29 protein-coding genes and 1 pseudogene are annotated in these 23,407 nt (G+C 68.7%); 16 read left to right on the top strand and 14 right to left on the bottom strand.

The genetic code is table 11. The features are described from left to right. Positions 1–145: 145 nt before the first annotated feature. Positions 146–1,963: a serine protease gene (locus L3Q65_RS21090; protein WP_237600606.1), complete on the top strand. Its 1,818-nt coding sequence runs from the start codon at positions 146–148 to the stop codon at positions 1,961–1,963. Positions 1,964–2,013: 50 nt separating this feature from the next. Here L3Q65_RS21090 and L3Q65_RS21085 read toward each other — a convergent pair whose 3' ends face one another. Then, positions 2,014–2,571, bottom strand: a complete 558-nt coding sequence (locus L3Q65_RS21085; RefSeq protein WP_237600925.1) for a DUF3558 family protein — start codon at positions 2,569–2,571, stop codon at positions 2,014–2,016. Between the two features lie 453 nt (positions 2,572–3,024). Here L3Q65_RS21085 and L3Q65_RS21080 point away from each other — a divergent pair, with 453 nt between their 5' ends. Further along, a complete protein-coding gene (locus L3Q65_RS21080) occupies positions 3,025–3,180 on the top strand; it encodes a hypothetical protein (RefSeq protein ID WP_237600605.1) in 156 nt (51 codons plus the stop codon). A 46-nt stretch (positions 3,181–3,226) separates the two neighbouring features. Here the strand turns inward: L3Q65_RS21080 and L3Q65_RS21075 are convergent, their stop codons facing one another. Next, the gene (locus tag L3Q65_RS21075) at positions 3,227–3,787 is read right to left on the bottom strand and encodes a hypothetical protein (RefSeq protein WP_237600604.1); all 561 of its coding nucleotides are present in this window, start codon (positions 3,785–3,787) and stop codon (positions 3,227–3,229) included. Positions 3,788–4,102: 315 nt separating this feature from the next. Then, the gene (locus L3Q65_RS21070) at positions 4,103–4,651 is read right to left on the bottom strand and encodes a hypothetical protein (protein ID WP_237600603.1); all 549 of its coding nucleotides are present in this window, start codon (positions 4,649–4,651) and stop codon (positions 4,103–4,105) included. A gap of 560 nt (positions 4,652–5,211) precedes the next feature. On the opposite strand from L3Q65_RS21070, the pseudogene L3Q65_RS21065 reads away from it, so the two are divergent. After that, positions 5,212–5,577, top strand: a pseudogene (locus tag L3Q65_RS21065) (acyl-CoA dehydrogenase family protein); the annotation flags it as partial. 218 nt (positions 5,578–5,795) lie between these two features. Here L3Q65_RS21065 and L3Q65_RS21060 read toward each other — a convergent pair. Next, entirely contained in the window at positions 5,796–6,269 is a 474-nt protein-coding gene (locus tag L3Q65_RS21060) for a GNAT family N-acetyltransferase (protein ID WP_237600602.1), read from the bottom strand. A gap of 26 nt (positions 6,270–6,295) precedes the next feature. Here L3Q65_RS21060 and L3Q65_RS21055 point away from each other — a divergent pair, with 26 nt between their 5' ends. Further along, entirely contained in the window at positions 6,296–6,499 is a 204-nt protein-coding gene (locus tag L3Q65_RS21055; protein ID WP_237600601.1) for a hypothetical protein, read from the top strand. A gap of 243 nt (positions 6,500–6,742) precedes the next feature. On the opposite strand, the gene L3Q65_RS21050 is transcribed toward L3Q65_RS21055, so the two are convergent. Then, positions 6,743–6,997 carry a YrhK family protein gene (locus tag L3Q65_RS21050; RefSeq protein ID WP_237600600.1) on the bottom strand — a complete coding sequence of 85 codons (255 nt, stop codon included), beginning with the start codon at positions 6,995–6,997 and terminating at the stop codon, positions 6,743–6,745. 313 nt (positions 6,998–7,310) lie between these two features. Between L3Q65_RS21050 and L3Q65_RS21045 the strand changes: the two genes are divergently transcribed. Continuing rightward, complete coding sequence (locus L3Q65_RS21045; protein WP_182896495.1) at positions 7,311–8,000, top strand: DUF4396 domain-containing protein; 690 nt, start codon at positions 7,311–7,313, stop codon at positions 7,998–8,000. 237 nt (positions 8,001–8,237) lie between these two features. On the opposite strand, the gene L3Q65_RS21040 is transcribed toward L3Q65_RS21045, so the two are convergent. Beyond that, positions 8,238–8,915: a TetR/AcrR family transcriptional regulator gene (locus tag L3Q65_RS21040; RefSeq protein ID WP_182896496.1), complete on the bottom strand. Its 678-nt coding sequence runs from the start codon at positions 8,913–8,915 to the stop codon at positions 8,238–8,240. A 102-nt stretch (positions 8,916–9,017) separates the two neighbouring features. Between L3Q65_RS21040 and L3Q65_RS21035 the strand changes: the two genes are divergently transcribed. After that, positions 9,018–9,875, top strand: a complete 858-nt coding sequence (locus L3Q65_RS21035; protein WP_237600599.1) for a triacylglycerol lipase — start codon at positions 9,018–9,020, stop codon at positions 9,873–9,875. Between the two features lies 1 nt (position 9,876). Next, the gene (locus L3Q65_RS21030) at positions 9,877–11,208 is read left to right on the top strand and encodes a family 1 glycosylhydrolase (protein WP_182896498.1); all 1,332 of its coding nucleotides are present in this window, start codon (positions 9,877–9,879) and stop codon (positions 11,206–11,208) included. Positions 11,209–11,254: 46 nt separating this feature from the next. Here the strand turns inward: L3Q65_RS21030 and L3Q65_RS21025 are convergent, their stop codons facing one another. Continuing rightward, complete coding sequence (locus L3Q65_RS21025) at positions 11,255–12,133, bottom strand: LysR family transcriptional regulator (protein ID WP_237600598.1); 879 nt, start codon at positions 12,131–12,133, stop codon at positions 11,255–11,257. A gap of 117 nt (positions 12,134–12,250) precedes the next feature. Between L3Q65_RS21025 and L3Q65_RS21020 the strand changes: the two genes are divergently transcribed. Together L3Q65_RS21020 and L3Q65_RS21015 are read left to right on the top strand one after the other, a co-directional pair. After that, positions 12,251–12,934, top strand: coding sequence for an SDR family oxidoreductase (locus tag L3Q65_RS21020; protein ID WP_182896500.1), 684 nt, complete (start codon positions 12,251–12,253; stop codon positions 12,932–12,934). 53 nt (positions 12,935–12,987) lie between these two features. Further along, positions 12,988–13,572: an FAD-dependent oxidoreductase gene (locus L3Q65_RS21015; RefSeq protein WP_182896501.1), complete on the top strand. Its 585-nt coding sequence runs from the start codon at positions 12,988–12,990 to the stop codon at positions 13,570–13,572. Positions 13,573–13,801: 229 nt separating this feature from the next. Here the strand turns inward: L3Q65_RS21015 and L3Q65_RS47350 are convergent, their stop codons facing one another. From L3Q65_RS47350 to L3Q65_RS21005, 3 genes are all read right to left on the bottom strand, one after another. Then, a complete protein-coding gene (locus tag L3Q65_RS47350; RefSeq protein ID WP_255751371.1) occupies positions 13,802–13,930 on the bottom strand; it encodes a hypothetical protein in 129 nt (42 codons plus the stop codon). A 447-nt stretch (positions 13,931–14,377) separates the two neighbouring features. Then, positions 14,378–15,232 carry a formate/nitrite transporter family protein gene (locus L3Q65_RS21010; protein WP_182896502.1) on the bottom strand — a complete coding sequence of 285 codons (855 nt, stop codon included), beginning with the start codon at positions 15,230–15,232 and terminating at the stop codon, positions 14,378–14,380. 155 nt (positions 15,233–15,387) lie between these two features. Continuing rightward, positions 15,388–15,999, bottom strand: a complete 612-nt coding sequence (locus L3Q65_RS21005) for a copper resistance CopC family protein (RefSeq protein ID WP_237600597.1) — start codon at positions 15,997–15,999, stop codon at positions 15,388–15,390. 260 nt (positions 16,000–16,259) lie between these two features. Between L3Q65_RS21005 and L3Q65_RS21000 the strand changes: the two genes are divergently transcribed. The 5 genes from L3Q65_RS21000 to L3Q65_RS20980 all read left to right on the top strand — a co-directional run bounded on the left by L3Q65_RS21000 (position 16,260) and on the right by L3Q65_RS20980 (position 20,049). Continuing rightward, positions 16,260–16,880 (top strand): hypothetical protein, encoded by a 621-nt coding sequence (locus tag L3Q65_RS21000; RefSeq protein WP_182896504.1) that lies wholly within the window; start codon positions 16,260–16,262, stop codon positions 16,878–16,880. A 4-nt stretch (positions 16,881–16,884) separates the two neighbouring features. Then, the gene (locus L3Q65_RS20995; protein WP_182896505.1) at positions 16,885–17,799 is read left to right on the top strand and encodes a copper resistance D family protein; all 915 of its coding nucleotides are present in this window, start codon (positions 16,885–16,887) and stop codon (positions 17,797–17,799) included. A 29-nt stretch (positions 17,800–17,828) separates the two neighbouring features. After that, the gene (locus L3Q65_RS20990) at positions 17,829–18,836 is read left to right on the top strand and encodes a plastocyanin/azurin family copper-binding protein (RefSeq protein WP_237600596.1); all 1,008 of its coding nucleotides are present in this window, start codon (positions 17,829–17,831) and stop codon (positions 18,834–18,836) included. Between the two features lie 71 nt (positions 18,837–18,907). Further along, a complete protein-coding gene (locus tag L3Q65_RS20985; protein ID WP_237600595.1) occupies positions 18,908–19,423 on the top strand; it encodes a hypothetical protein in 516 nt (171 codons plus the stop codon). Next, a complete protein-coding gene (locus L3Q65_RS20980; RefSeq protein WP_237600594.1) occupies positions 19,420–20,049 on the top strand; it encodes a plastocyanin/azurin family copper-binding protein in 630 nt (209 codons plus the stop codon). The genes L3Q65_RS20985 and L3Q65_RS20980 overlap by 4 nt, the downstream gene beginning before the upstream one ends. A 313-nt stretch (positions 20,050–20,362) precedes the next feature. On the opposite strand, the gene L3Q65_RS20975 is transcribed toward L3Q65_RS20980, so the two are convergent. After that, positions 20,363–20,539 carry a hypothetical protein gene (locus tag L3Q65_RS20975; RefSeq protein ID WP_182896509.1) on the bottom strand — a complete coding sequence of 59 codons (177 nt, stop codon included), beginning with the start codon at positions 20,537–20,539 and terminating at the stop codon, positions 20,363–20,365. A 104-nt stretch (positions 20,540–20,643) separates the two neighbouring features. Between L3Q65_RS20975 and L3Q65_RS20970 the strand changes: the two genes are divergently transcribed. After that, the gene (locus tag L3Q65_RS20970) at positions 20,644–21,465 is read left to right on the top strand and encodes a hydrolase (RefSeq protein ID WP_182896510.1); all 822 of its coding nucleotides are present in this window, start codon (positions 20,644–20,646) and stop codon (positions 21,463–21,465) included. A 119-nt stretch (positions 21,466–21,584) separates the two neighbouring features. Here the strand turns inward: L3Q65_RS20970 and L3Q65_RS20965 are convergent, their stop codons facing one another. After that, positions 21,585–21,905 carry a hypothetical protein gene (locus tag L3Q65_RS20965; RefSeq protein ID WP_182896511.1) on the bottom strand — a complete coding sequence of 107 codons (321 nt, stop codon included), beginning with the start codon at positions 21,903–21,905 and terminating at the stop codon, positions 21,585–21,587. 91 nt (positions 21,906–21,996) lie between these two features. Then, on the bottom strand, positions 21,997–22,302 hold the full coding sequence (locus tag L3Q65_RS20960; RefSeq protein WP_182896512.1) for a hypothetical protein: 306 nt from the start codon (positions 22,300–22,302) through the stop codon (positions 21,997–21,999). A 71-nt stretch (positions 22,303–22,373) separates the two neighbouring features. Between L3Q65_RS20960 and L3Q65_RS20955 the strand changes: the two genes are divergently transcribed. After that, positions 22,374–22,592 carry a hypothetical protein gene (locus L3Q65_RS20955; RefSeq protein ID WP_237600593.1) on the top strand — a complete coding sequence of 73 codons (219 nt, stop codon included), beginning with the start codon at positions 22,374–22,376 and terminating at the stop codon, positions 22,590–22,592. Here the strand turns inward: L3Q65_RS20955 and L3Q65_RS20950 are convergent. Further along, positions 22,574–23,395 (bottom strand): hypothetical protein, encoded by an 822-nt coding sequence (locus L3Q65_RS20950; protein ID WP_237600592.1) that lies wholly within the window; start codon positions 23,393–23,395, stop codon positions 22,574–22,576. The genes L3Q65_RS20955 and L3Q65_RS20950 overlap by 19 nt on opposite strands. Positions 23,396–23,407 lie beyond the last annotated feature (12 nt).

The raw sequence follows: 23,407 nt of genomic DNA, 5'->3' as shown, positions 1-23,407 counted from the left end.
CGTGGCAGCTGCCGGTGGGTTCTCGTTATTCCTGGCACTGGGCTTGTCCGGGGCGAGCGTGGGCGCTCTGTCCCCGCGCGAGCACGCATCGGCGGCAGAATACGCGCGGACACAGAGTTCGCGGAGCGCCGGGCCGGACAGCGACATGCGCGCGGAGCTGGAAGCCGCTGCGGCTGCTGCGAAAACGGCTGGTGCGGCCACGCAACCGATGCGTGATGCGTTGGCCGCGTCGATCGCGGCGGGGGCGCACGAGCGCAGGCCCGCGCCGGCGGCGACGGCTCCAGACGAGGAATGGCGGCAATGGCTTGACAAGGACTATCCGATCAACGGGTGGCGTGCGGAGGAGGCGGCGCGGTATTGGACACCTGCTCGTCTGGCAAAGGCCGCGCCCGTCAGGTCCGCCCACGGGGCGGAGGGAACGTCCGCACCCGGGGATCGGATCTCTGCCGGCAGCGAACAGTTCGACGGCTACCCGGTGGTGGGACAGATCGTCGCGACTGTTCAAGGCGACCGGTTCTGCTCGGCGAGCGTGGTGTCCAGTCCGGGCAAGAATCTGCTGGTGACCGCGGCGCACTGCCTGACCGGGGAAACGCACAAGGCCTTGGCGTTCATTCCGCAGTCACGCGCCGGCCAGCAGCCGTTCGGCCTGTTCGCGGTCAAACCAGGGCGCATCTGGTTCGACCAGCGATACTTGAACCTCGGCAACGAGAAGGCCGCGCGCTGGGATGTTGCGTTCCTGGAGCTCGAGTCGCAAGGCGGCCGCAACGTCGAGGACGTGGTCGGCGGTCTGCGGATGAGCACCGACGCGGGCTTCGACCATCCCGCCGTGCATCTGGTCGGCTACCCAGGCGACAAGCCCCGGCCGTCGCGGTGCACGTCGGCCACGACGAAGTTCAGCTCGCCGGGACCGTGGCCCGGAGACTTCCTGAAGATCTCGTGCGACGGCTTCAGCCCCGGCACGAGCGGCGGCCCGTTCATCAACAACTTCAACGGCAGCACCGGTGATGTCATCGGTGTGATCGGCGGCTTTCACGACGGCGGACCCAATGACAACGAGTCCTACAGCTCGTACTTCGGCGCGGACGCGAGGACGCTGTACGACACTGCGGTGAATGGTTCCGCTCCCAGCCCGCCGACGGGCGGACTGCCGCCGTCCTGGATGTGGCGGCAGCATGAACGCGGCATCGCGCCGGGGAATTTCGCGGCGGGAAGCAAGATCGACAGCAAGTTCAGCGACCTGGTCGTGCGATGGGAGGACGGTGAAGTCAGTCTCCACCACGCCGCGGGCGACGCCCGATTCGACACCGAGTACACCCTTGCCGCACCCAATGACCTCTGGAAAAACGCCACGAGCATCGCTGCGGGCAAGTTCGCCGGCCGAACCACCGACGATCTGCTCGTACGCTGGGCGGACGGCGAACTGACGCTCTACCCGGGGGTGGACCAGTCCGGTTTCCACGGCGAAATCCAGCTCATGCCGCCGAATGACCTATGGAAAAATGCTGTGTCGATCGTCGGCGGAAGGTTCAGCGTCGCTGACACCCGGCGCAACGACTTGATCGTTCGGTGGGTCGACGGCGAGCTGACCCTTTATCCCGATCTCGACCAGACCGGCTTCCACGGGGAAAAGCAGCTGGCCGCGCCGAACGAACTCTGGAAGAACACGCGCGCGATCACCAGCGGCGACTTCACCGGCAATGACGCCTGGGATCTCATGGTCCGCTGGGTGGACGGCGAGGTCACCGTCTGCCCCGACATCGACGACGCCGGCTTTCACGGCGAGCACCGCGTCCAGCCGCCGAACACCTTGTGGACCAACGCGATCACCCTCGCCGCGGGGAACTACGACGGCAACGGCCATCCTGACGACCTGCTGGTCCGCTGGATCGACGGGGAGGTCAACATGTACGTCGACTCTGGCACGCAACTCGGCAGGGAAAGGATTCTCGTCGTCCCGAAGTAGCCGAGGAGGCGAACATCGCCCCTCGGCAACAGCAGGTGCGGCTCTGTTTTCTAACCCTGGATTCTGGAGGCGGCGGTCTGAGCTACCCGCTTGGCCAACGCGCAGTTCTCTGCCTCGTCCGGCGCACTGGAAACGGGTGTCGCGTCCACGCTCAGGTGGCTTCGCGCGTGCAGAGCCAGCAGGACTGCGCAACTCATCGGTGTTCCCCGGAACGTGATCACCTTGGCGTCGCGCCCGTGGATCTGTTCCTGGCTCACTTCCGCATCGGTCGAGAACGTGGTGTTCTGCGGCATGTCGGCGTCGTGGAAGCTGAAGTCCAGTTCAGTGCCGTCGACATTCCACCTGCATCGGGCGCGGCGGGTGCCGCCCATCTTGTAGGGCCGGTCCCAGGCTTGGCTGGGACCGGTCAGGCCGAGGGCTTGCTTGTCCGGGTCGGTCAGCAGTGCGCAGAGAGCCGCGCCGGTGAAGTTCTGCGCGGACGGTGGCATCGGCACACTGCTGGGTGGAGGCGCCGCGCTCGAACTGGCGCTGTTTTCCGGGGAACCGCATGCTGCGAGAGACGCCAGAGCGGCCGCGGGGAGGAACCGCAACGGTCGCGTTCTGTTCATTTTTCCCGCCTTCGACGGTGAATACCTGAAACCGGCAATCCGGATGTCGTGCTCGGCGACCATTCAACCACGCAGCCAAATTGACCTCCACACTGCTGCGGTTGCCGACTATTTCCGCACTGAACGTGCTGGCCGCCCAAGGGATTCCGCCGTGAGCCGGCGGCGGCGCTCGCGAAACACAAGATCATCCAGGTAGCGCGTGATGGTTGAGTCGCTTGTCGTCACTGGCGGCGTGCCTTGCGGCAGTGGCCGGGTCTCGCGTACTGGCGCGACCCGGCACCTCGTTCGAAGACGCCGTGGAGAACTTGGCCTCGACCCTGACCGTCTTCAGCATCCCCGGTTCCGCCGCAGAAGTGGCCGCCCATCTCGTCGCCGGGCACCTTGACCTGGGCCTGATCCACCGACGAACGCATCGACTACCGCGTCGTCGCCGCGTATCGAAGCGGCATCGCGATGCGAAGCGACGACCCCCAGGCCGCGAAAGACCTCGTCGCCATCGACGATCTGCGTGACCGGGAGGTCGCCGTGGACTTCGCCGCCGCCAATCCGGTCGGTGATCCGCAGGCGCCGTGTTTTCGGCCGTGCCGGGCAACTGACCGGTTTCTCTGAGTCCGCGTACGTCGCTAGCACGTTACTGAACGAGACGCGGCCGAAGCTAGGCTCCTTGGGACAGCTGTGCGCTGTCCGCGTGCATGACGAGTGCCTGCAGTTGCACCGAGTGCTTTCGCCGCAGTGTTGTGCGCCAGTACCGAAGACCACACAGAATACTGTAACCCTCGCCGTCGAGGATCTCCGGTCCGTGAACTGGCCGAACGCGCTCGATACGGCTGGCTATTGGGCGTGAAAGAGCCGGCACTGTCTCGATTCCATTGGTTCGGAACTCTTTGCGGTTAGTCCAGTAGATCGCCGCGAACGCATCCGTCCAGAAGCTGCTGTGTGCCGGTCGACTCATGCCGGGCGCCCGCTGAGGCGTGTTTTCCAGCAGGGAGGCGCGCCTGGCGACGACGACGGGAAGATTGTTTCGGCCTTCGGCTTGCGAGGCACGAAGCCAGCCGGCGCTCGCCATCTTCTTGCCGGTCCGGATGTCCTCAAACGTCGGGTAGACGACGACTTCGCCGCCGTCAAGTATCCCCCCGGTAGGTTGCTTCTGCGGTGTGCTTTCCTCCGCGCCGGCGCACGGGAACTTCCTCGCTGCCAGCTGAAAGATTCGGAGCACAGCGACCTGTCGTTTTCTCTGGCCCGGGCTGTGAGCGCACGTCGCAAGTGAGCTTCGCGTACCTCATGCAGCGGCTTGCGTCGCGCCGGTGCTCCTGGTTCTCTTCGTCGCCGTCAGGTTGGCCAGGACCTCTTGCCCTATTGGCCGGTTACCCGATCGAGCTCCCCGGCGTTTCAGGAATGCTGTCCATCCCGATCCGAAATCGGTGAGGAACCAGGCTTCGGAGGTGCTGAGGTAATCGTGATCAGGTGACCGGCGGCTGCCTTTGTCGCACCTGTGCTCTCGACACCGAATCCGGCCGGGTTGTCCGCGCGGCTACTGGTGCGGTGGCTGTTGCGGCTGCTGGTGCCCCGGCTGAGGCGGCCGATAGCCCGCCTGCGGTGGCTGGTGCCCCGGCTGCTGCTGGAATCCGTGCTGCGGCGGGAAGCCCGGCTGTTGCCAAACCTGTTGCTGCGGCGGGAAACCGGGCTGCTGGGGGTATTCGGGCGTCGGCGGGAACCCGGGGTGGGGCTGCTGATCCGGAAGGGCCTGTGCGGCGGGGCCGGAACCGCCCTTTGCCTTCCGCCGGATCGCGATGACGAGCCGCCAGCCGCAGGGGATGGCGAATACGGCGCCGATTCCGATCGTGACCCATCGGCTGCCCGGGGTGAGGCTGTTTCTGGTGTCGGTCGCTTCCCGCAGTTTTTCCTCGTAGGACTGGCGGGACTTCTGGCCGTAAGTGGTTGTCTCGCAGTAGGTGCCGGGGCTCATGTCTTCAATGCCGCACAGCACGCGGACGGGTCCGCTGGGGGTGTAGAACGCGCCGATCGCGATCAGCCCTAGTCCGAGCAGCAACCCGATCGACCATCCGATCACGCTTTTCACAAGTTGCTCCTTCTGGCCTGATCCGGCGATGGGGAACTCATCAGACCACACATCGAGGTGTTACGTCTCCGTTTTGGATGTAACACCCGAAAGGGTGAACTCGGCCGAGCGGGATGAGCGGCTCCGTGCGCATGCTTGGTGTCGCCGCGGCTGCGTCGTGGGAATCGGCAGTTCCGCGCGGGGCTGGCGGACGGGCTGGTCAGGGGAGTCGCGCCGGCATCGCGTCCGCGAACGAGGAGGATGCAGGCGCGTCGAAGTCGCGTGCGTCGTCGCATCAGGATTTCGACGCGGGGCTGCTGGTGTGCGTCCTGACGGGCTTGCAGGCAGGGCACGAGCATCAGCCGCGGGATCCTGCCCGGTCCGGGATCGCCGCGCGTGTCCACGGCGGCTGGCAGTCACGGTGCCCGAACCGGCGATGCGCGGCTTCGCGCGTCATCGCCGAAGTGGAGGAGCTGACCCTGATGGCTCGTTTGACCAGGACCGCCGGTCTGACCGATGTGCAGCAGGAGATTCTGTCCACGGTGCGGTCGTTCGTGGACAAGGAGATCATCCCGCACGCGTATGCGCAGCAGCGTTCGACGTTCGGCAAGCCGATCGCGCAGCACCAGGCGATCGCGTTCAAGCTCGCGGAGATGGCGACGAAGGTCGAGGCCGCGCACCTGATGATGGTCAACGCCGCCCGGTTGAAGGATTCCGGTGCGCGCAACGACGTCGAGGCCGGGATGGCGAAGCTGATCGCCAGCGAGTACTGCGCCGAGGTGACCCAGGAGGCGTTCCGGATCCACGGCGGTTACGGCTACTCGAAGGAATACGAGATCGAGCGCCTGATGCGCGAGGCCCCGTTCCTGCTGATCGGCGAGGGCACCAGCGAAATCCAGAAAACCATCATCAGCCGCGGCCTCCTGGGCTCGCCCGGCCGAGCTTAAGGGCTGTCTCGTCATTCGTGGTGTTGTTGGCGGGGTCGGGGTTGTGGTCAGTTGGTGAGGGGATGTTGTGCAGATGCGCGACGCCGGACGCCGTGGCGGCGAGCGTGCTCCCCGGGTGCCTCCCGCATCCCGCGGCGATGTCCGCCGGCGTAGCGCGCCACGGGCACCGCACCGCGCAAATCGGTCAGGCGCTCGGCTGTTTCAAGTGCGTTCCGGCTTCAGCGCGCCGCGCCGAGGGAGAGGCGGAGCACGGGTTCGCCGTTGCCGTCGTACTCGCCGGTGGGCTCGAAGCCGAGCCGTTCGTAGAAGCCGCCGGGGTTGCCGTCGCCGAGGGCATGGCTGGTCAGCAGTTCCGTCGCACCCGCGTCCCGGACGATGGCCATGACCTGGCGCACGGCTTCAGCGCCGTAGCCGCGGCCCTGATAGCGGTGGTCGATCAGGAGTTTCCAGAGGAACCACGGCCCGATCAGGTCCGGCGGTTTCGGCTCGATGTTCCAGCTCACCATGACGAACCCGACCGGCTCGTCGCGGGCGTAGATCGCCCGGTACCAGCCTTTCGCCTCGGGGAGCTTCGCCGCGTCGGCCAGTGCCCGGTGCACCGACCCGACGAACCGCTCCTGCTCCGGCGGCAACCGTAACGCGAGCACCGCGTCACGGTTTTCGTCGACGATCTCGCGCAGGCACACGACCACGGCGACCAGCGTAACCTTCGGCGGCGGTGCTGGGAGATCGTCGCCGCGCCGTCGTCCTGGGCGTACTTCAAGCCGTTCCGGACCGCGAACACACCCGGGACCGCCCCGGCAACGGCGTCGACGATCTCCTCGCCGAACTCGAACGTCTGAACATGGGCACGCATGCCGAGCAATCCCAGCAGAACGTTCTCGCGCGAGTCGGCACTCAGTCCTTGAGGGATGTCTCTTAACCTGGTGGGCGGCTGGCCGGCGCGATAGTTGAGCATGGTGGCGCGGTTCAGGTGATCGCGGCGTCGCGGCCGGAGTGGAGTGCCCAGTTCACCGGGCGGCGGGGGCCATGGTCGCCTGGTCGCCTCCCCGTGCGTTCCGTCTTCCGGGCCGACCCGTTCACGCGTACGCCGAGCCATGCCTGTTCGGTGCCCGCACTCCGGCGCAGTGGCAGGGCCGCTGCTTGTCGAGCACTCTCGCCGCGATCAGCGAGCGGGGGAGCGATCGTCATTGGCTTGACGGCCGGGCGCACCGTTGAGCCGGTGTCGTTCGTGGATATAGAACGCCTGGCCGACGGCGCCGAGCAGCATGCCGAGAGAGCCGATGACGAACAGCCAGATCGCGAGCATTGCGGTGGCGTGCCACACGAACAGGACGCTGCCGACGAAGAAGATCAGGTTTCCGGCAACCCCGATGACGAGGTGCACCGTGGGGAAATCGCGGACGAAGTCTTTGAGCATGATCAGGTGAAACCTCCAGTGGTGAGGGCGCGAGCACCGCCTTGTCTGACCGTCGGTTACCCGCAATCTGAGGTTGGACACTGGATCCGGGCGCAAGTGCGCTGCCGCGTCCGCCTGACGGGCACGTCGACGGTTCACAAAAGACACTGGTAACAGTCCTGCCCCAGAAGATTCAGCCGCGCCTTCGTGGTCCTGGCCGGGTGCAGGCACGCGCCGCGAACTCGGCCGACTGCCGTGCCGTGACCTGGTGATCACGAGTCCTGTTACCGCGACGACACGTTTGTCACTGCCGCGCCGCGGTGATCCTCGGGGCATGGTTGCTCCGTGGTTGCTCGTGCTCTCCTGGCTCGGCATCGCCGTCGCGGCGGTGTCGGCGGCCTGGCTTGTCATCGACATCTACGGCCGCGGCTACCGGCCGCCGATGGCGATCATGGGGATCGTCTGGCCGGTTACCGCCTTGTATTTCGGGCCGGTCGCCGTGTGGGCGTATCGCCGATGGGGGCGGCCGAAGTCCTCGCGCTGGCAACGAGAACACGGCCGCGAGCCGGACGAGGCTCCTCGCTGGGCAGGTCCGGCGCTGGGGACGTCGCATTGCGGTGCCGGTTGCACGCTCGGGGATATCGCCGCCGAGTTCGCGGTGTTCCTGCTCGGTGCCGAGTTGCTGGGCAGCACGCTGCTGGCGGAGTACGTCGGGGACTACGTCCTGGCGCTCGTGCTGGGCATTGTGTTCCAGTACTTGGCGATCGCCCCGATGCGCGGGCTCGGCTTGCGGCGCGGGCTGGCGGAAGCGGCGAAAGCGGATGTGCTGTCGTTGACCAGCTTCGAGGTCGGGTTGTTCGGGTGGATGGCGCTGATGTCGCTGGTGTTCTTTCCGCACCCGCATCTGCGTCCGGACCACGTGACTTACTGGTTCCTGATGCAGGTCGGCATGGTGATCGGGTTCGCCACGTCGTACCCGGTCAACGTGTGGCTGGTCCGGAAGGGCATCAAAGAAAGCATGTGACCGCATCTCTCGCGTCCGGGCGCTGCTGGCGGAACTCAACGAAGACCTGCGGCGCAAGCTCGTCGAGGAAGGCGCTCAGGGGAGCATCGCCGGGGCCCCTGCCGCCGGGCTGGCTGACGCCGCGACCGGCCCGGCGGGCATTCTCGCTGTGGGCGAATTTGGTGCGGGGGAGCGGGTTTTCTTCGCTGACGCGGTCCGGGCCGGCCTCGCCGGAGCTGGGCACACGGGCGCGGCGGCTCAGCTTTCCGGATCGCTGTCCTTTCTCCGAGACCGCTTTCCGCTCGCCTTCGAGACTTCCGCGTCGTGTGTCTTGGCGAGGGCTGTGAGCGCCTCGGTGAGGAGTTGGAGACTGTCCAGAAAGGAATGCTGGGGGATGGCCTGGGGGTCGGTGTGCGCGAGGGTGGCGATGCCGTTTTCCAGTGCGAGGACCATGAGCGCGATGGCGTCGGGCGAGGCCGGAGGGGCGACGCCGGCTTGCCCGAAGGCGTTGGCGACCGCGGTGCGATACCACTCCCGGGAGGAGTTCTCGTAGTCGCGGAGCCGGTCCGCGACGTCGGGGTGGCGCAAGGCGTAGAGCCGGAATTCGGTGATCAGAAGGTACCGGCGCCGGTCGGCGAATCGGTTGCCGCCGTGGCCGCGGAGCGCTTCGATGGCGGCTTCGGGGGTGCCGTGCCGTTCCTGGAGATCGCTGCCTTCGGCGATGTCGTCGGCGAGCCAGCGGTCCAGCAGGGCGAGGAAGAGCTCGGCTTTGTTGGCGTAGTTGGCGTACACCGCGCCGCGCGAGAAGCCGGCTTGATCGGCGATCTGGTCAAGGGTCGCGTCGGTGAATCCCCTGTCCGCGAACACTTTTTCGGCGGCGTCCAGCAGCAGGCGGCGGGTGCGTGCCGCGCTCTCCGCCCTGGTCAGTCGAGCCACGATCACCTTCCTGGGGGTGTTGACACCGCAACGCTAGTACATGAATAGTACTCACATGCGCGGATGTATCTGAATGCACGCGCGAAGGTGAGGAACGAGGTCATGCGAACGAGCCTGGCGCTGCTGCTGGCCGCGGCATTGAGCGTGGCAGTCCCCGCCGCCGCGTCGGCGGCGCCGGGCACACCGGCGGCCGACGACTGGTCCTGCCATCCCTCGGCCGCGCATCCCCATCCGGTGGTGCTGCTGCACGGAACCGCCGACAGCACGGCCGCCTGGCACGATCTCGAACCCCGGCTCGCGGCGCGCGGGTACTGCGCGTTCGCGGTGGATTACGGCGCCGACTGGTTCACCGCTTACCAGGTCAACGCGATGGGGCCGATCGCGCGGTCTGCCCGGCAGGTCGGCGCGTTCGTCGACCGGGTGCGCGCGGCGACCGGCGTTTCCGCCGTGGACATCGTCGGCCATTCCCAGGGCGGGATGATCGCGGAGTACTACGCCCAGCAGCAGCCCGGCCGGGTGCACTCGGAAGCCTTGCTGGCTCCGGTCACCCACGGAACCACGCTGAACGGGCTCGTCACCTTCGCCGACGCCTCCGTCGTGTTGCGTCCGCTGGTCGATCTGGGCATGTACCTGACCGCATGCCCGGCTTGTGCGGACATGGAACAAGGCTCGCGATTCGTGCGCGCGCTCAACGCCGGGCCGATCACCCGGTCCGGCGTTCGCTACGCAGTGCTCGCCACCCGCGCTGACACCACCGTCACTCCGGCCGGAACCGCGTCGTTCATCCGCGAACCCGGCGTGCGCAACGACTTCGTCCAGGATTACTGCCCAGCGGCCACCACTGAACACGCGACCTTTCCGCAAGACCCCATCGCGATCTCCTGGGTGCTCAACGCACTCGATCCTGCCCACGCACAGCCGATCCGCTGCCCGGCGACCGCGCGACAAGACGGGAACTGACATGGCATCACGCATCCGACAGGCCCTCCTGGCGATCGTCCTCGCCGCCACACCGCTCGCGGCGATCACTCCGGCGGCCGCGGCTGACGACAACGGGTGGGCCCGCTCGTTCTACTGGGGCGTGGCGACCTCCGGCTTTCAAAGCGAGGGCTATGCCCCGGACAGCAACTGGAAACGCTATGTCGACGCCAACGCCGGCAAGAACAACGTCGACCCGTACGGCAACGCGGTCGATTTCCGGCACCGCTATCCCAGCTACATCCAGCTGGCGAAGAACCTCGGCGTGAACACCTTCCGCCTCGGCATCGAATGGGCGAGGGTCGAACCGAAGCCCGGCGTCTGGGACACCGCCGAACTGGCCTATTACGACGACGTCATCAAACGCATCACCGACGCCGGCATGACCCCGATGATCACCCTCAACCACTTCGCCGAACCCGGCTGGGTCACCGATCGGGGAAGCTGGGCGTCCGGCGAAACCGTCGGCGCCTTCCTCGACTACACCCGCCGCGTCGTGCAGCGATACCGCGACCGCAACGTCCTGTGGATCACCTTCAACGAGCCGCTGGTCTTGCTGCAGGACGAAATCAAAGTCGGCGCCATCCAGGCTTGGCAGCTTCCCTGGGCCGACGCGAACGTGATCACCGCGCACCGGCGAGCCTACGACTTGATCCACCGGCTCGACCCCGGGGCCAAGGTCACCTCCAACCAGGCGTTCATCAGCGGTTTCAACGCGCTGACCGACTTCGCCTTCCTCGACCACGTCAAAGACAAGCTCGACTACATCGGCATCGACTACTATTACGGGCTGAGCCTCGACAACCTTTCCGCGATCTCCGCCGCGTCCGGAGAATTCTGGAAAGTCAAACTCCAGCCGGAAGGCATCTACTACGCCCTGCGCGAGTACCACAATCGATTCCCCGAATTGCCGCTCTACATCGTGGAAAACGGCATGCCCACCGACAACGGCAAACTCCGCGACGCCGGCTACACCCGCGCCGACAACCTGCGCGACACCGTGTACTGGGTGCAACGCGCCAAAGCGGACGGCATGAACGTCGTCGGCTACAACTACTGGAGCCTCACCGACAACTACGAATGGGGCAGCTACCGGCCCCGTTTCGGCCTCTACACCGTCGACGTCCTCGCCGACCCGGCGCTCACTCCGGCCCCGACCGACGCAGTCGGCGCCTACACCGCGATCACCGCCGACGGCGGCGCGCCCGGCGATTACCGGCTCAAACGCCAGCCAGGGGTCTGCTCGCTCGTCGCACCGCTCAGCAGCTGCCTCGATCCGGCCGACCCGAACGGTCCGCGCACCGTCCTGAAATAGCGCTGCGGCGCTGTGTTCCCTCTCGGATGTTCCCTTCGCCGCGGGTTCACCCCCGCGGCGAGCCGGACCCCTGATCGTGCCTGTCCACAGTGGACGCAGCACGGCCCGGTGCGGGCGCGACGTTCGCGACGGCCCGGGCTAGGGCGGCGACGGAGGGGGAGGTGCTGTGCGCGGGCCAGGCGAGCACGAGGTTGCTGGGCGGAAGGTCGGTCACCGGAACGACGGCCAGGTCGTCGCGCAGGGGCGTGGTCAGCGACTGGGGCAGCACGGCGATCGTGTGGCCCAGGGCGATGAGGTGCATCAGTTCGCTGATGGTGCCGGTCGCGTTGGCGTCGGCGGGATGTTTGTGCAGGTTTTCGCCCGCCAGGTCGGCCATGCGCAGATCGGCGCGGCGCGCCAGCGGGTGGGACGCGGGCAGTACCGCGAACGGTGCTTCGCACAGCAGCGTTTCGGTGTCCAGCCCGTGCAGGTCGTCGGGCGGTGAGTACAACAGCGCCGCGTCAGCCTGCCCTTCGCGCAGCATCTGTGCTCGGTCGCCGCCGAAGGAGACCTCGATCGGCAGCACGTCCGGTTCGCGTTCGTAGGCCGCGAGGACGGCGGGAAGCAAGCCCGCGTCGCCGCCGGGTTTCATGGCCAGGATCACGCGCGGGTCGCGGCTGCCCGCCCGGCGGGTCCGCGCGGTCGCGGCGGCGACCGCGTCCAGTGCCACGCGTGCTTCGCGGGCGAGCACCTGGCCGGCCGGGGTGAGCGCGACCGCGCGGCTGGTCCGGTCGAACAGTTCGACGTCCAGCCTGCGTTCGAGGTGCCGGATCGTCTTCGACAGCGCGGGTTGCGTGATGCCGAGCAGGCCCGCGGCACGGCCGAAATGCAGTTCGTCGGCCACCGCCAGGAAGTGCGCCAGTTCCCGCGTCTCCAACCGGTCCATTCCTTCAGGCTATCGATCGCGGCCCGGTCGGCCTTGGACAGGCCGCGAGCGCCGGTGCTGGAGTGGAGGAGCCGGCCGGTCGGCCGGCGCACGGACACGAACACGGAGGCACTCGCCATGCCCGCAATCGCTCTCGTCGCCGCCGGGACGCGCCTCGGCCTGTCGCTCGGCCGGGTCTTCGGCAGCCACGGTTTCGACGTCGCCCTGATCGCGCGCTCCGCGGAACGACTCGGCGAGCTCACCGGGAAACTGGCGGCCGAGGGGATCGACGCGACAGCGTTTTCCGCCGATGTCGCGGACCGCGCTGCCTTGACCGCGGCCCTGGACGGTGCGGCGGCGAGGTTCGGCGGAATCGACGTATTGCAGTACTCCGCGCCGTACGTGCGGGTCGGCGACAGCTGGATGACCGGGGTCCTGGACGTCACTGTCGAGACCCTGCGGCCGCAGATCGAAGGCTCCTGCTACGGCGCGATCGCCGCGACCCGCGCGGTGCTCCCGGCGATGACGGCGGCCGGTTCCGGCACGATCCTGTACACGACCGGGGCGAGCGCGGTCGTGCCGACCCCGTGGGCCGGCGCGGTCGGAGCCGCGGGCGCCGCACTGCACAACTGGGCCCTCAACCTGAACGGCGCACTCGCGGGCAAAGGCATTTACGTCGGCCATGTCGCGCTCGGCGCCTGGATCGCCGGCACGCCGGGCGCTCCCGCGGACGCGACCCCGATGGAACCGGACGAGATCGCTCGCATCCACTGGGACATGCACGCCGCCCGCGGCCCGGCTGAACGCCTCGTCACCTCCTGACCGGACGGCGATCGCGCGGCGCGGAGGTCCGGTGCGGCCGGGCCGTCGTCGCGATGACCCCGGGCGACGCCGGCCGGATCGATTTCCTCCCGCCGCTGCCGACCCGCCGCGCGAAGCTGCAGCGCGTCTGGCGCAACGGCGGCGAACGCAAGATCTGCCTGGTCTACCGGCGGCCGTTCTGGCGCGACCAGGGACTGAACGGCACCGCGGTCACCGATCTCCCGATCGCGCATTTCGTCGTCGACAATTCGCCGCCCGACGGAAGCAAGGGCATCCTCCTGGCCTTCGTCGGCACGGCCGCCTCGGGCGAGTTCCATTGGGACGACACGATTCTCGACAACGAGACCGCACGCCGCGACGCGTTCGTGAAGGACCTCGTGCGGCTTTTCGGTCCCCAGGCGGGGGATTACGAGCAGTATCTGGAAAAGTCCTGGATCGCCGAACCGTGGGTCAGCGGGGTGGCGGCGGTGCGGACTCCGGGCGTCATCACGAACTACACCGATGCGGCGTCCGCCGCGGTCGGCCGCGTCCACTGGGCCGGAGCGGAGACTTCCGCGGAGTTCGAGTCCTACATGGAGGGTGCCGTCCGCGCCGCGGATCGAGCGGTGGCGGAGGTCCTCGCCGCGTCGCCCGGGTGATCCGGAGCTTCACGCTGCCGGGCAGGGCCGCCGGCCGTGCTCTCGAAACGGGACCGTCTCGGCACGGATGCGGCGGTGTCCAGCCGACTCCGGCGGCTGCGGGCCGCGGACAGGCCGCCCACAGCCGTATCCGGCCCGGACCTGAGCGACTCGCGCTTGCTCAAGGGCCGTTTCCGGCAGGTACTCGGGGGAATCGGGGTCCGTGGCAGTTGCCGCGGGCCCCCTCCGGTCAATACCCGTTCGCCCGGCCTTCGCGGCGTGGGCCGGTGCACGCGCTGAGTGTTCCGTCCTCCTCGCGCCAGGCCATCTGGCAAGTGCCCATGTGGTAGTCGTACTCGGGCAGCGGGTCGGTGAGCACGCCGAGTTTCGCCAGGCCGTCGCGGAGGGGAGGGTGTTCATCATCTGCACCCAGTTGCCCCGCTCGTCCACGATCGCCAGTTCGCAGTTGCCCGCGGGCTGCTTCGACGCGCCGGACGCGGCCATCGCGGGCAGTCCGCGGGTGAGCTTCACGTGCTCGGTCAGGTCGACCTTTGCCTTGGCGTTGCGCAGGATCGCCGCGAAATCCTTGATGAGTTCGCGGGAGATGAGCGGCTCCGTCGGGTCCTCGAACACCAGAGGATCGTTCAGCAGCCCGGTTTCGTGGGCGGCGCGGCGGAGTGCGTGCGCGAGGTAGTACAGGGCTTCCGCGTTGTCCGGGCGAACCGGCCACTGGCCGACCTGGCGTGCCGCGCCGGATCAGCATCCCTGGAGGGCACCTCTACGCTGCGGCAGGCGAGTCTCTGCCGCAGCGTCGGAGAGAGGCTGGTCAGCTGCCGGTCGTGGCGAGTTCCTCCGCCGCGGCGGCCGGGGAAGCGGTGCGCCGCGCGCGGGATCGGCTGCCGAGCAGGGAGTACGCGGCTCCGACGAGGAGTCCGCCGCCGACGAGGTTGCCCAGCCCGACGAACAGCAGGTTGCGGCCGAATTCTCCGGCGCTCGCGCCGGGAACGCCTTCCAGCAGGCCGAGGGAGAACGTCGTCATGTTGGCGACCACGTGCTCGAATCCGGAGCTGATGAAGGCCAGCAAACACCAGAAGATCAAGGCCAGCTTGGCCCCGTCCGACTTCGTGCGCGCGGCCATCCACACGGCGAGACACACCAGGAAGTTGCACAGCACGCCGCGGAAGAACAGCGCGCCGGCGGATTCCGCGGCTTTGGCCTTGACCAGGCTCGCGAGCAGGGCGGCGCCCGGTCCGGCGTGGCCTCCGGCGCCGCCGATCGACAGCACCCCGCCTTCGTGCACGAGCCACGCGAACACGATCGAACCGAGCAGGTTGCCGACGAACGACACCACGATGACCGCGGCCGCCGCGCCGGCCCCGCGCCGCCGGACCAGAACTCCCTGCACCATGGTCATCATGTTGCCGGTGGACAGTTCCGCTCCGGCGAACACGACGGCGGTCAGGGCGATCCCGAACACCAGCCCCTGGACCACTTTGGTCCAGGGGGAGTTCGCCGCGTTGAGCGGCCCGGTCGCGGACAGCAGCAGGACGACCGCCACTCCGATGAACGCCCCGGCGAGCATCGAACTCACCAGGTAGCGGCCGGGGCGGCGCAGGTCGTCGATCTTCCCGTCGGCGACGTCTGCTTGCAGGTCGAGTGCTTCGGGTACGGGAATCGGCATGGGACAAAGCCTTCCGGTGAGGTCAGGTACCCGGGCATTCGACCGCGCGGATTCTTCGCTCCGGTAGCGCGGTGATCAGCAACGGGTGTCCGAGTGCGCACAGGTCGCGGTCCGAGCGGGTGAAATACCGCACCGGGCCCATTTCGGACAGCCGCTCAGTCCCGTGCGGGAGCCCCGCTGATCCGGGCCGCGACGATTCCGCCCGCGATCAGCAGCACCGCGGCCGCGGCGATCCAGGCCCAGACCGGTATCCCGCTGCCCGTGTCGTTGCCGGCGGCCGGTGCGGTGTGCGCTGCCTGCGTCGCGGACGGGGGAGCGACGGGAGCTGCGACGCCGGCGCCTGCCTTGGCGAGGGTGAAGGAATAGGAGCCGGACACGGGATGCCCGTCGGCTGACACGACCCGGTACGCCACGGTGTACTTCCCGGCCGGGCCGAGCGGTTTCACGGGCGCGGAAAGGGTCGGCCCGTCGACCGCGGCGCCCGCCGACTCCCAATGCGTCGCGCCGTCCGGTCCGACTACGGCCAATTCGGTGAAACCGCGGTCCAGCGGCTCGTTGAAGGTGAGCACAATTTTCTCGGGTGCGGAGGACAGTTCGGAATCCTTCGCCGGTGTGCTCGATTCCAAAAAGCTGTGCGCTTCGGCCGTCGAGGCAGGGAAAAGCGTGGCCAGGAGACTGAACGCGATAGCGGTGAGGACGCGCGCGAGAAGCGCGCGGCGGCTCGGGTGGCGGCGGACGGGGGCGGAAATCCCGGATGATGGTCGCATGAACCCTGCTTCGCTAAGGGGACTGGTGTCGGAACGAGATGGTTTCGGCGGCGCGTTGTCGGCGGCGGGTCGAACGCGAAACGGGAAGGTTAAATAGTTCTCACTGCTGGCCGAGCCAGCGAATTCACTGCTTGCCGTTCGGTGTTCGGAGATCAATTTTACGTTCCCGTCACGGTGCGGCCGTCTGCCGAAACGCGCCGTTTGATGTGGTGCTTCCCGTCGTGATCCGGCCGGGTCGGCGGCAGACGTCGGGGAAGGAAATGCTTGTGGTGGCTTCAGTGGGACGCGGACCGCGGCGCGACCAGGTGGTCGCGGCCTGTCTGGCGGGCGCGGTCGTCGTCGTGGTCGGGTACGCCTCGGGAATCGGCCTGAAAACGACAGCGGCGAGCGGTCCGGCCCCTTCGGATCAGCCTCCGGCGCAGGCGGCGCCCGCGCCGCAACCGGTTCTGCCCAACGGCGAACTGCCGCCTCCGGGCGCCGTGCAGCCGATGCCTCCGGTGCCCGGCGGCGGGATCCCGCCGGTCGACGCGCCTCCGCCCGCGGCTCCGGTCACGGACCTGCCGCCAGGAGAAGTCCCGCCGCCGACCGGGGACATCCCGCAGCCGTCCGGTGACCCGATGCCGCCCGCCCCGCCGGACACGCCGCCGCAGACCCCTCCGGAAACTCCGCCGCCGACGGGGACGCCGACGTGCCGGCCCGGCGCGGTCCAGCCGGTGCTCGACACGGTGAGCGGGCTGCCGCTCGTCGGCGGCCTCACGACCGGGCTCGCGGTGACCGGCCCGGACGGGCTCCTCGCGACGCTCATCGGTTCCTGCCCGGCAGTTCCGGGGCAACCCGCGGGATCCCCGGCTCCCGCGGCGATTCCGTCGAGCGGCGGCTGAGCCCATGGACTTCGGTTCCGCGAAATTCTGGTACGTCCTCGCGCGCTGCGCGGACTACTCCGGGCTCGCCTTGTTCGTCGGCGGGCTGTTCTTTCTCGCACTGCTGTGGCCCGCGGGAGCGGACCGTCGCCGGGCCCGGGGCGTGCTCGCGACCGGCTGGGTGCTCGGGTTCGCCGGGACGGCGGCCGGGCTCGGGCTGCAGGGCGCGTGGGTGGCGCAGCGGCCCCCGGCCGATCTGGCCGACCCGGATCTGCTCGCCCAGGTCCTCGACAGCCAGTTCGGCCGGATCTGGTTCGCCAAGGCGCTCGTGTGGGTGCTCGCCGGAGTGGTGCTCGCCGATGTGCTGCAACGCGGCCGCCGCGCCGCGGTTTCGGTGGCGTGGCGGGTCGGCGCGGGCGTGGTCGCCGCGGGGCTGCTGCGCACGACGGGCCTGACCGGGCACTCCGCGGAGAGCGCGCATCCGCTGCTGAGCCAGCTCGCGGATTTCGGGCACCTGGCGGGAGTCTGCGCGTGGACCGGCGGGCTCGCGATGCTGCTGTTCGGCGTGCTGTCCCGGCGCGATCCCGGCGAACTCGCCGAAGTCGTTCCCCGTTATTCGAAACTCGCGCTGACGTCGGTCCTGCTGGTGATCGTCGCGGGGGCCGTGCTCGCGGTCGAGACGCTCGGCGACGTCGGACGGGTGTTCACCACCGGCTACGGCCGGATCCTGCTGACCAAACTCGCCGTGCTCGCCGTGGTGCTCCTCTTCGCCCAGGCGAGCAAGAGCTGGGTCGCGCGCCGTCTCGATTTCGCCGTGGTGCTGCGCGGCGACGCCGGCGCCGTCCGTCCTTTCGTCAATTCCGTCGCCGCGGAAACCACGCTCGTCGTCGTGGTCCTCTTCGCGGCGAGCCTCCTCGTCACCGCCAGTCCCGGCCGGTGAACGTCCCACCCCGGAAAGGAATCTCCTTGATGGACAACCCGGAACCCACCTCTGCCGCCGCCGGAACGCGGCCGGAAGCCCCGCCCGAGGCGGCTCGCCGGCGCCGGTGGCCGATCGCGGTCGCGGTCGTCGCACTGGCGCTGGCCCTGGTCAGTCTCACCACCCTGCGCACGGGACAGCAGACGGCTCCGGTCGCCGCGCCTGCCTCGCCGCAGGTGGACCTCGCGGCGCTGGCGAAGCAGAGCCCGCTCGCGGTCCCGCTCTACCAGGGACTGGCACAGCAGCAAGGCGGCGCGGCGGCCCCCGCCGCGGCCGCGGGCTCGGCCAAATCGGTCGAGATGAGCGGGTACAAGTTCTCGCCGGCCAGCTTGACCATCGCCGCGGGCGACACGGTGACGTGGACCAACCACGATTCCGCGCCGCACAACGTCGTCGTCACCGACGGACCGGAGAAATTCACCTCGCCGACCATGCAGACCGGCGGGACCTTCTCCCACACCTTCACCAAAGCGGGCACTTACTCCTACTACTGCTCGATCCATCCCGACATGAAGGCGACCGTGACGGTCCAAGGCGCTCCCGCGCCGCCGCCGTCTTCGCCGACCGCCCCGCCGTCGTCGTCCTCGGCGCCGACCGCGCCGTCCAGCCCGACGCACACGATGCCGATGCCCACCGACGCCCCGCCCGGAAACTGCGTGCCCAAGGGCGTCCTGCAGCCGATCCTCGACCACGTCAAGGCCGCGCACCTGGAGGAGTCGCCGGGGCAGCAGGTCACTGACCTGCTGAAGCTGGACCAGTACATCAAGACGCACACCGTGTGGCTGGAAAACGTGCTCAAGCCCGTGCTCGACGGTTCGGCCGACAAGGTCGTCACCGACACGCTCGCGCCGATCATCGCGCACATCAAGGCCGCGCATCTCGAGGAGTCGCCGGGGCAGCAGGTCACTGACCTGCTGAGTCTGGACCAGTACATCAAGACGCACACCGTCTGGCTGGAAAGCGTCCTGACGCCGCTGCTGAACCAGGCGTCCTGCTGAGCCATGCCCACCGGTCCGGGGCGGGCCGCCGTGCCCGCCCCGGACCACCCTCGACCCCCTCGGAGGACTTCGTGCCCACTGACACCCGGTTCCTGCCCGCGGCGGGCGCCCTCGACGCGGACCCCGCCGTCCACCGGATCCGGCCGGACCGCTGCGTCCTGGAGCTGACGCAGCGGCTGCTCGGCATTCCGGTGCTGCGCGGGCGATTGACCGTCCGCCGGGCCACGTTCACCCGCGACTCGGAAGGCAGCAGCCTCGCCGCCGCGATCGACGGTGCGTCCTTCCGGTCCGCCTTCCCGCTCCCGTCCGCGACGGTTACCCGCGAACTGGGCGAGGTGTGCTTCACCGGCGAGGAAATCGCCGAACGCCCGCCGGTCGAATTCGCCGGACGGCTCGGCTTCGGCGACTCGTCGCGCGACCTGGTGCTCGGCGGCGAGGTTCGCGAGGCCGGACCGGATCGCGTCATCCTGTGGCTGCGCGGGACATTGCCGCCGCCCCGCCGTCCACTGAGGACAGAAGGCTGGTTCGCGCGGTTGCTCGTCCGCCGGCCGATCCGCGTCGAGTTCGCCGGGGAGTTCGTTCAGTGAAACGCTTTCTCGCCCTGCTGGCCGCCGCGTTCCTGCTCGCGCTTGCCACTCCCTTGGCCGCACCGGCCGCCGCAGCCACGCAGACAGTGATGATGCAGGACTACGCCTACTCGCCCGCGTCGCTCACCGGGCACGTCGGCGACACGGTGACCTGGACCCAGCACGACACCGCTCCGCACGACGTGGTCACCACCAGTGCGCCCGTCGCGTTCCGCAGCCCGCAGCTGTCCCAGGGCCAGAGCTGGAGCTATACGTTCCGCACCCCAGGCACCTATTCCTATTACTGCTCGGTGCACCCGGACATGCGAGCGCAGGTCGTCGTCCAGCCGGCGGCTGCCACCCAGCCGCCGCCTTCTGCGGCACCCGCTTCGCGTGCCGCTCCCAGCCGTACCGCCGTGGCAGCGCCGCCGGCAGTGCCGACCGCTACGACCTCACCGTCCACAGTGGCCACTTCAGCGGCGCCAGTCCAGTCGAGTGCGGCGGCGGCGCCTCCAACGCCGGCTGCGGCACCTCCGGTCGCCCAGGCCGCGGCGACCACCAGCCTCGATCCCAAACTGCTCGTAGCCGGTCTCGTGACCGCGGTCGCGATCGGATGCCTGTTGCTGCTGACGTCGCGGAAAGCTTGATTTCCGCACAGTGCACGGGCGATCAGCCAGTCGATGTCCGGCTGGTCGCCGGGCACTCTGCGCCCGGTGCGGAAGCAGCCGCTTCTCTCGACTGCGATGGTGAGTCGCTGTCACGACTGTGGCGTCGCCAAGCGGCATCCGCTGCAGTTCTGGCACAGGTGCCGCGCGTCCCGGGCAGTCCGGTATCGCGGCTCCGGGCGAGGTGCCCGGTGCGTCTCCCGGTCAGCCGGCCCCCAGCGAACCTCGGCGACATCGGCGGGGGATCGATCCGGCCGGAAGATCGGCTGCGAGCACGAGGGCTGTCGGGGCTGCTTCAGGTCCGGGTCGACCCTGTCCGGAAGACCTGCACGACCTGCCGCCCGCGGGCGGACAGTTCGGCGAGGATTTCCGTTTTCGTTGCCACCAGCGACTCCAGTTCGACGACGAGCGCCCACTGGCCGTCGCATGCGATGCGGATGCCGCTGCCGGCGCCGTCGGTCAGGTCGCTCAACGACCAGGGTGTTGCTGTTGTCCCGAGCGGTTCTGCGGAGAGCGCGCGAATCCAGGCAGTTCCTGGTTGACCTCTACCAAGGTCGAGGTCCGAGAATCGCGATCATGACATTGTGGATCTGCGACCGATGCGGCATCGAGCAACCCGGTTCGCCGGAACCCCCGCACTGTGTGATGGACCGCGGGGAGGTCGGCATCGAGGAGCGAGGGGACCTCGGCCCGCACTCCGGGAGCTGGCGGACTCACGAACAGCTCGCCGCCGAACCGCACACGGTGCGGCAGCGGGACCACGGCCGCGGGGTGCACAGCCTGCGCCGGGAACCGGTGGTGGGCATCGGGCAGTGGTCGTTCGTCGTGCGGACCGCGCGGGGGAACGTGCTGTGGGATCCGCCGACCTCCATTGAGCCGGACACGCTCGCCGCGGTCCGGGCGCTCGGCGAGGTCGCCGCGGTGGCGACCAGCCACCCGCACATGTTCGCCGCGCAGGTCAGCTGGAGCCACGCGTTCGGGCGGATCCCGGTGCTGGTGAACGCCGCGGGCCGGGAATGGCTGGGCCGCGCCGACCCGGTGATCGAGTTCTGGACGGAGCAAGCCGAGCCGGTGCCCGGGGTCGAGCTGATCGAGGTCGGCGGTCATATGCTGGGCAGCTCAGTGCTGCGCACCCCGGACGGCACGCTCCTGTCCGGTGACACGATCAGCGGCGGCCTGGCTCCCGACTGGGTGTCGTTCCAGCGCAACTTCCCGAAGCACATCCCGCTGTCGGCCGTGGTGGTCCGGCGCATCGCGGACCGGCTGGACGGCTGGTCCTACGACCGGTTGTACACGCTCGGCGGGGACACCGTCGACGCGGACGCCAAGGCTGTCGTGCACCGCTCCGCCGAGGCGCACATTCGTTGGGTGAGCGGCGAATTCGACCATCTGACCTGACTGTGCTCCTCGGCCGTACCCCGAGGAATGAGCTAACTGAGGGCTACGGCTGCCCTGGCTGCCGCCCCCAGGCTGGAACGAACGCCTGCCGCCGCCGCTTCTCTGTGCGGCGGGGCACCTTATCGATTGCTCCTCACTATCAAAGCGGAATTGCCGGACCGGTCGGAAGCCCGGTCCGGGTCGGATTCAGGAGGATAGGATCTGACGACGAAACTGAGGCATGCTATGAATCCGCCGTCGCCGGTCGAGCGCAGGGTCAAACAGTGCACATGATGGGCGGACTTCTCTTTGATGTCTGCGAACTGCAGTACTTCCGCAGTCTGCGCACGGTCTGCGTAGTCTATGGTCAGGGACTGGCAGAGGGATTTGAGTTTCATCCCGACCACCCCGAAGAAGGTGGCTTCGATCAGGTCGCCGGCTTGGGTGTCGACGGTGCGCAACCGAAGTTCCGAATGGCTGATGGCATAGCGCCACGGGCGAAAAGCCCGGTCGAACGTGACGGGAAGCGCCGCGCTCGGGCGAGCGTCCCGGTCAGGGGATGAAGGGGTTGGCAACGGGCACTCCGTCTCGGTAAAAGAGCACATTCGGCCACGAGCCTGGGTTGTTGCGGTTGCCGGTTAGCTCCCATGCTGTGGCCTGACCGTCGAAGATGGGATCGAGTCCGTCGCCGAGTCGTGCCGCGGCAACGGGATCGTCGATTCCGTCCAGGTTGAAATGGGTCTTCGTGCGACCGTACGCGACGGAGCTGTTGAACTCGTTGCCCCAATTCTCTCCGGCGGAAGGCCTGTGCTTCCAGAACTTCGCTCCGAGCGAGTCCGCGGAGTCGGCGAGCGCCATCGGATCTGAGTTGTGAACTAGGATCGGCGTTTTCCGGCACCCCCAGCGCCGAGTTCCGCAGCCGGTGGGCCGTGCATGACGTCATGATCCGCCACGGCGGCGCCAACCGGCTCCAGCATCCCGAGTTCGGCCCGCTGGAATTGACCTTGCAGTCCCTCGATCCGCCCCTGCCCGGCCGGGCCGTGCACGACTTGATCGCTTACCCCGCCGAACCTGGCGCCGAATCCGAGGACCGGCTCAGGCTCCTCGCGAGCTGGGCGGCCACGCGAACTCAGCCGAGCCTGGACTGAAGCTGGCGGTCGCCGTCGGCGCCGGGCTGGGCGGCGGACTCGCGGTATACGCGGACGAGGGCTTGGGCCCGGGCGAATTCGGCGGAGGTGAACGGCAGCGCGGGACGGTCCGCTTCGATGAGTTCGCCGACGCGGCCGTGCAGCAGCATGGTGGTGCCCGCCAAGCGCTCCTCCCGCACGCGGCGGCCGGTTTTCCGCTGGACCGTGCAGGACGGGCCGAGCAGCGTGCCGATCAGCTGAGCGAGATCGGCTCCCGGGGCGGCCGCCTGTCCGGCGATGGCGAGCATCCGGGTCGGGAGGTCGACGAGTTCGTGCACGTCCGCTCGCACGACCCAGACGTTGCCCCCGCCGCCGGACCGGGCCGCTTCGGCGATGTCGGCCGCGGTCGTGCCGCCCGGGGTGCGGAGGAGGAACTCGTCGACGGCGCCGTCGGGCACGGCGAGGACTTGCATGGCCGCGATGTCGTAGCGGTGCGCGGCGAGGGTGGCGGTGAGGGCGGCCAGGCTTCCGGGCACGTCGCGGACGGTCGCGCGGAGCCGCCATTCGGTCGCGTCCGCCGGTTCGGTCGCTCGTCCCGCCCGCTGCGGCCGGTGGCTCCAGCGGTGTCGCAGGGCCGCGGAGACGATGAAGAGCCCGCCCAAAGCGAACAGCAGCGCGGGCCCGACCCGGTTGTTCGAGAGAGTGCTGACGAACAGATCGGCGATCCCGGTGGCGAAGAACAACGCCGCCAGTTCGACCAGTTCCCGGTTGACCGAACGCTTCCGGCTCTCGGCGGTCGTACGCCGCATGTCGGTTGCTCTCATGCTCGCCAGCGT

This window comes from Amycolatopsis sp. FU40, from assembly GCF_021903635.1.
Classification (GTDB): Bacteria; Actinomycetota; Actinomycetes; order Mycobacteriales; family Pseudonocardiaceae; genus Amycolatopsis; species Amycolatopsis dendrobii.
This window is presented reverse-complemented; position numbering and strand designations above follow the sequence as displayed.

What these genes read in the sequence shown, in the direction of transcription:
- L3Q65_RS21030 (WP_182896498.1), top strand. Translation starts at nt 9,877, where the DNA reads ATGGCATCACGCATCCGACAGGCCCTCCTGGCGATCGTCCTCGCCGCC.
- L3Q65_RS20995 (WP_182896505.1), top strand. Translation starts at nt 16,885, where the DNA reads ATGGACTTCGGTTCCGCGAAATTCTGGTACGTCCTCGCGCGCTGCGCG.
- L3Q65_RS20970 (WP_182896510.1), top strand. Translation starts at nt 20,644, where the DNA reads ATGACATTGTGGATCTGCGACCGATGCGGCATCGAGCAACCCGGTTCG.
- L3Q65_RS21035 (WP_237600599.1), top strand. Translation starts at nt 9,018, where the DNA reads ATGCGAACGAGCCTGGCGCTGCTGCTGGCCGCGGCATTGAGCGTGGCA.
- L3Q65_RS21000 (WP_182896504.1), top strand. Translation starts at nt 16,260, where the DNA reads ATGCTTGTGGTGGCTTCAGTGGGACGCGGACCGCGGCGCGACCAGGTG.
- L3Q65_RS21045 (WP_182896495.1), top strand. Translation starts at nt 7,311, where the DNA reads ATGGTTGCTCCGTGGTTGCTCGTGCTCTCCTGGCTCGGCATCGCCGTC.
- L3Q65_RS21005 (WP_237600597.1), bottom strand. Translation starts at nt 15,999, where the DNA reads ATGCGACCATCATCCGGGATTTCCGCCCCCGTCCGCCGCCACCCGAGC.
- L3Q65_RS21085 (WP_237600925.1), bottom strand. Translation starts at nt 2,571, where the DNA reads ATGAACAGAACGCGACCGTTGCGGTTCCTCCCCGCGGCCGCTCTGGCG.
- L3Q65_RS20990 (WP_237600596.1), top strand. Translation starts at nt 17,829, where the DNA reads ATGGACAACCCGGAACCCACCTCTGCCGCCGCCGGAACGCGGCCGGAA.
- L3Q65_RS20960 (WP_182896512.1), bottom strand. Translation starts at nt 22,302, where the DNA reads ATGGCGCTCGCCGACTCCGCGGACTCGCTCGGAGCGAAGTTCTGGAAG.
- L3Q65_RS21025 (WP_237600598.1), bottom strand. Translation starts at nt 12,133, where the DNA reads ATGGACCGGTTGGAGACGCGGGAACTGGCGCACTTCCTGGCGGTGGCC.
- L3Q65_RS21080 (WP_237600605.1), top strand. Translation starts at nt 3,025, where the DNA reads ATGCGAAGCGACGACCCCCAGGCCGCGAAAGACCTCGTCGCCATCGAC.
- L3Q65_RS21010 (WP_182896502.1), bottom strand. Translation starts at nt 15,232, where the DNA reads ATGCCGATTCCCGTACCCGAAGCACTCGACCTGCAAGCAGACGTCGCC.
- L3Q65_RS20950 (WP_237600592.1), bottom strand. Translation starts at nt 23,395, where the DNA reads ATGAGAGCAACCGACATGCGGCGTACGACCGCCGAGAGCCGGAAGCGT.
- L3Q65_RS21090 (WP_237600606.1), top strand. Translation starts at nt 146, where the DNA reads ATGCGCGCGGAGCTGGAAGCCGCTGCGGCTGCTGCGAAAACGGCTGGT.
- L3Q65_RS21020 (WP_182896500.1), top strand. Translation starts at nt 12,251, where the DNA reads ATGCCCGCAATCGCTCTCGTCGCCGCCGGGACGCGCCTCGGCCTGTCG.
- L3Q65_RS21050 (WP_237600600.1), bottom strand. Translation starts at nt 6,997, where the DNA reads ATGCTCAAAGACTTCGTCCGCGATTTCCCCACGGTGCACCTCGTCATC.
- L3Q65_RS21015 (WP_182896501.1), top strand. Translation starts at nt 12,988, where the DNA reads ATGACCCCGGGCGACGCCGGCCGGATCGATTTCCTCCCGCCGCTGCCG.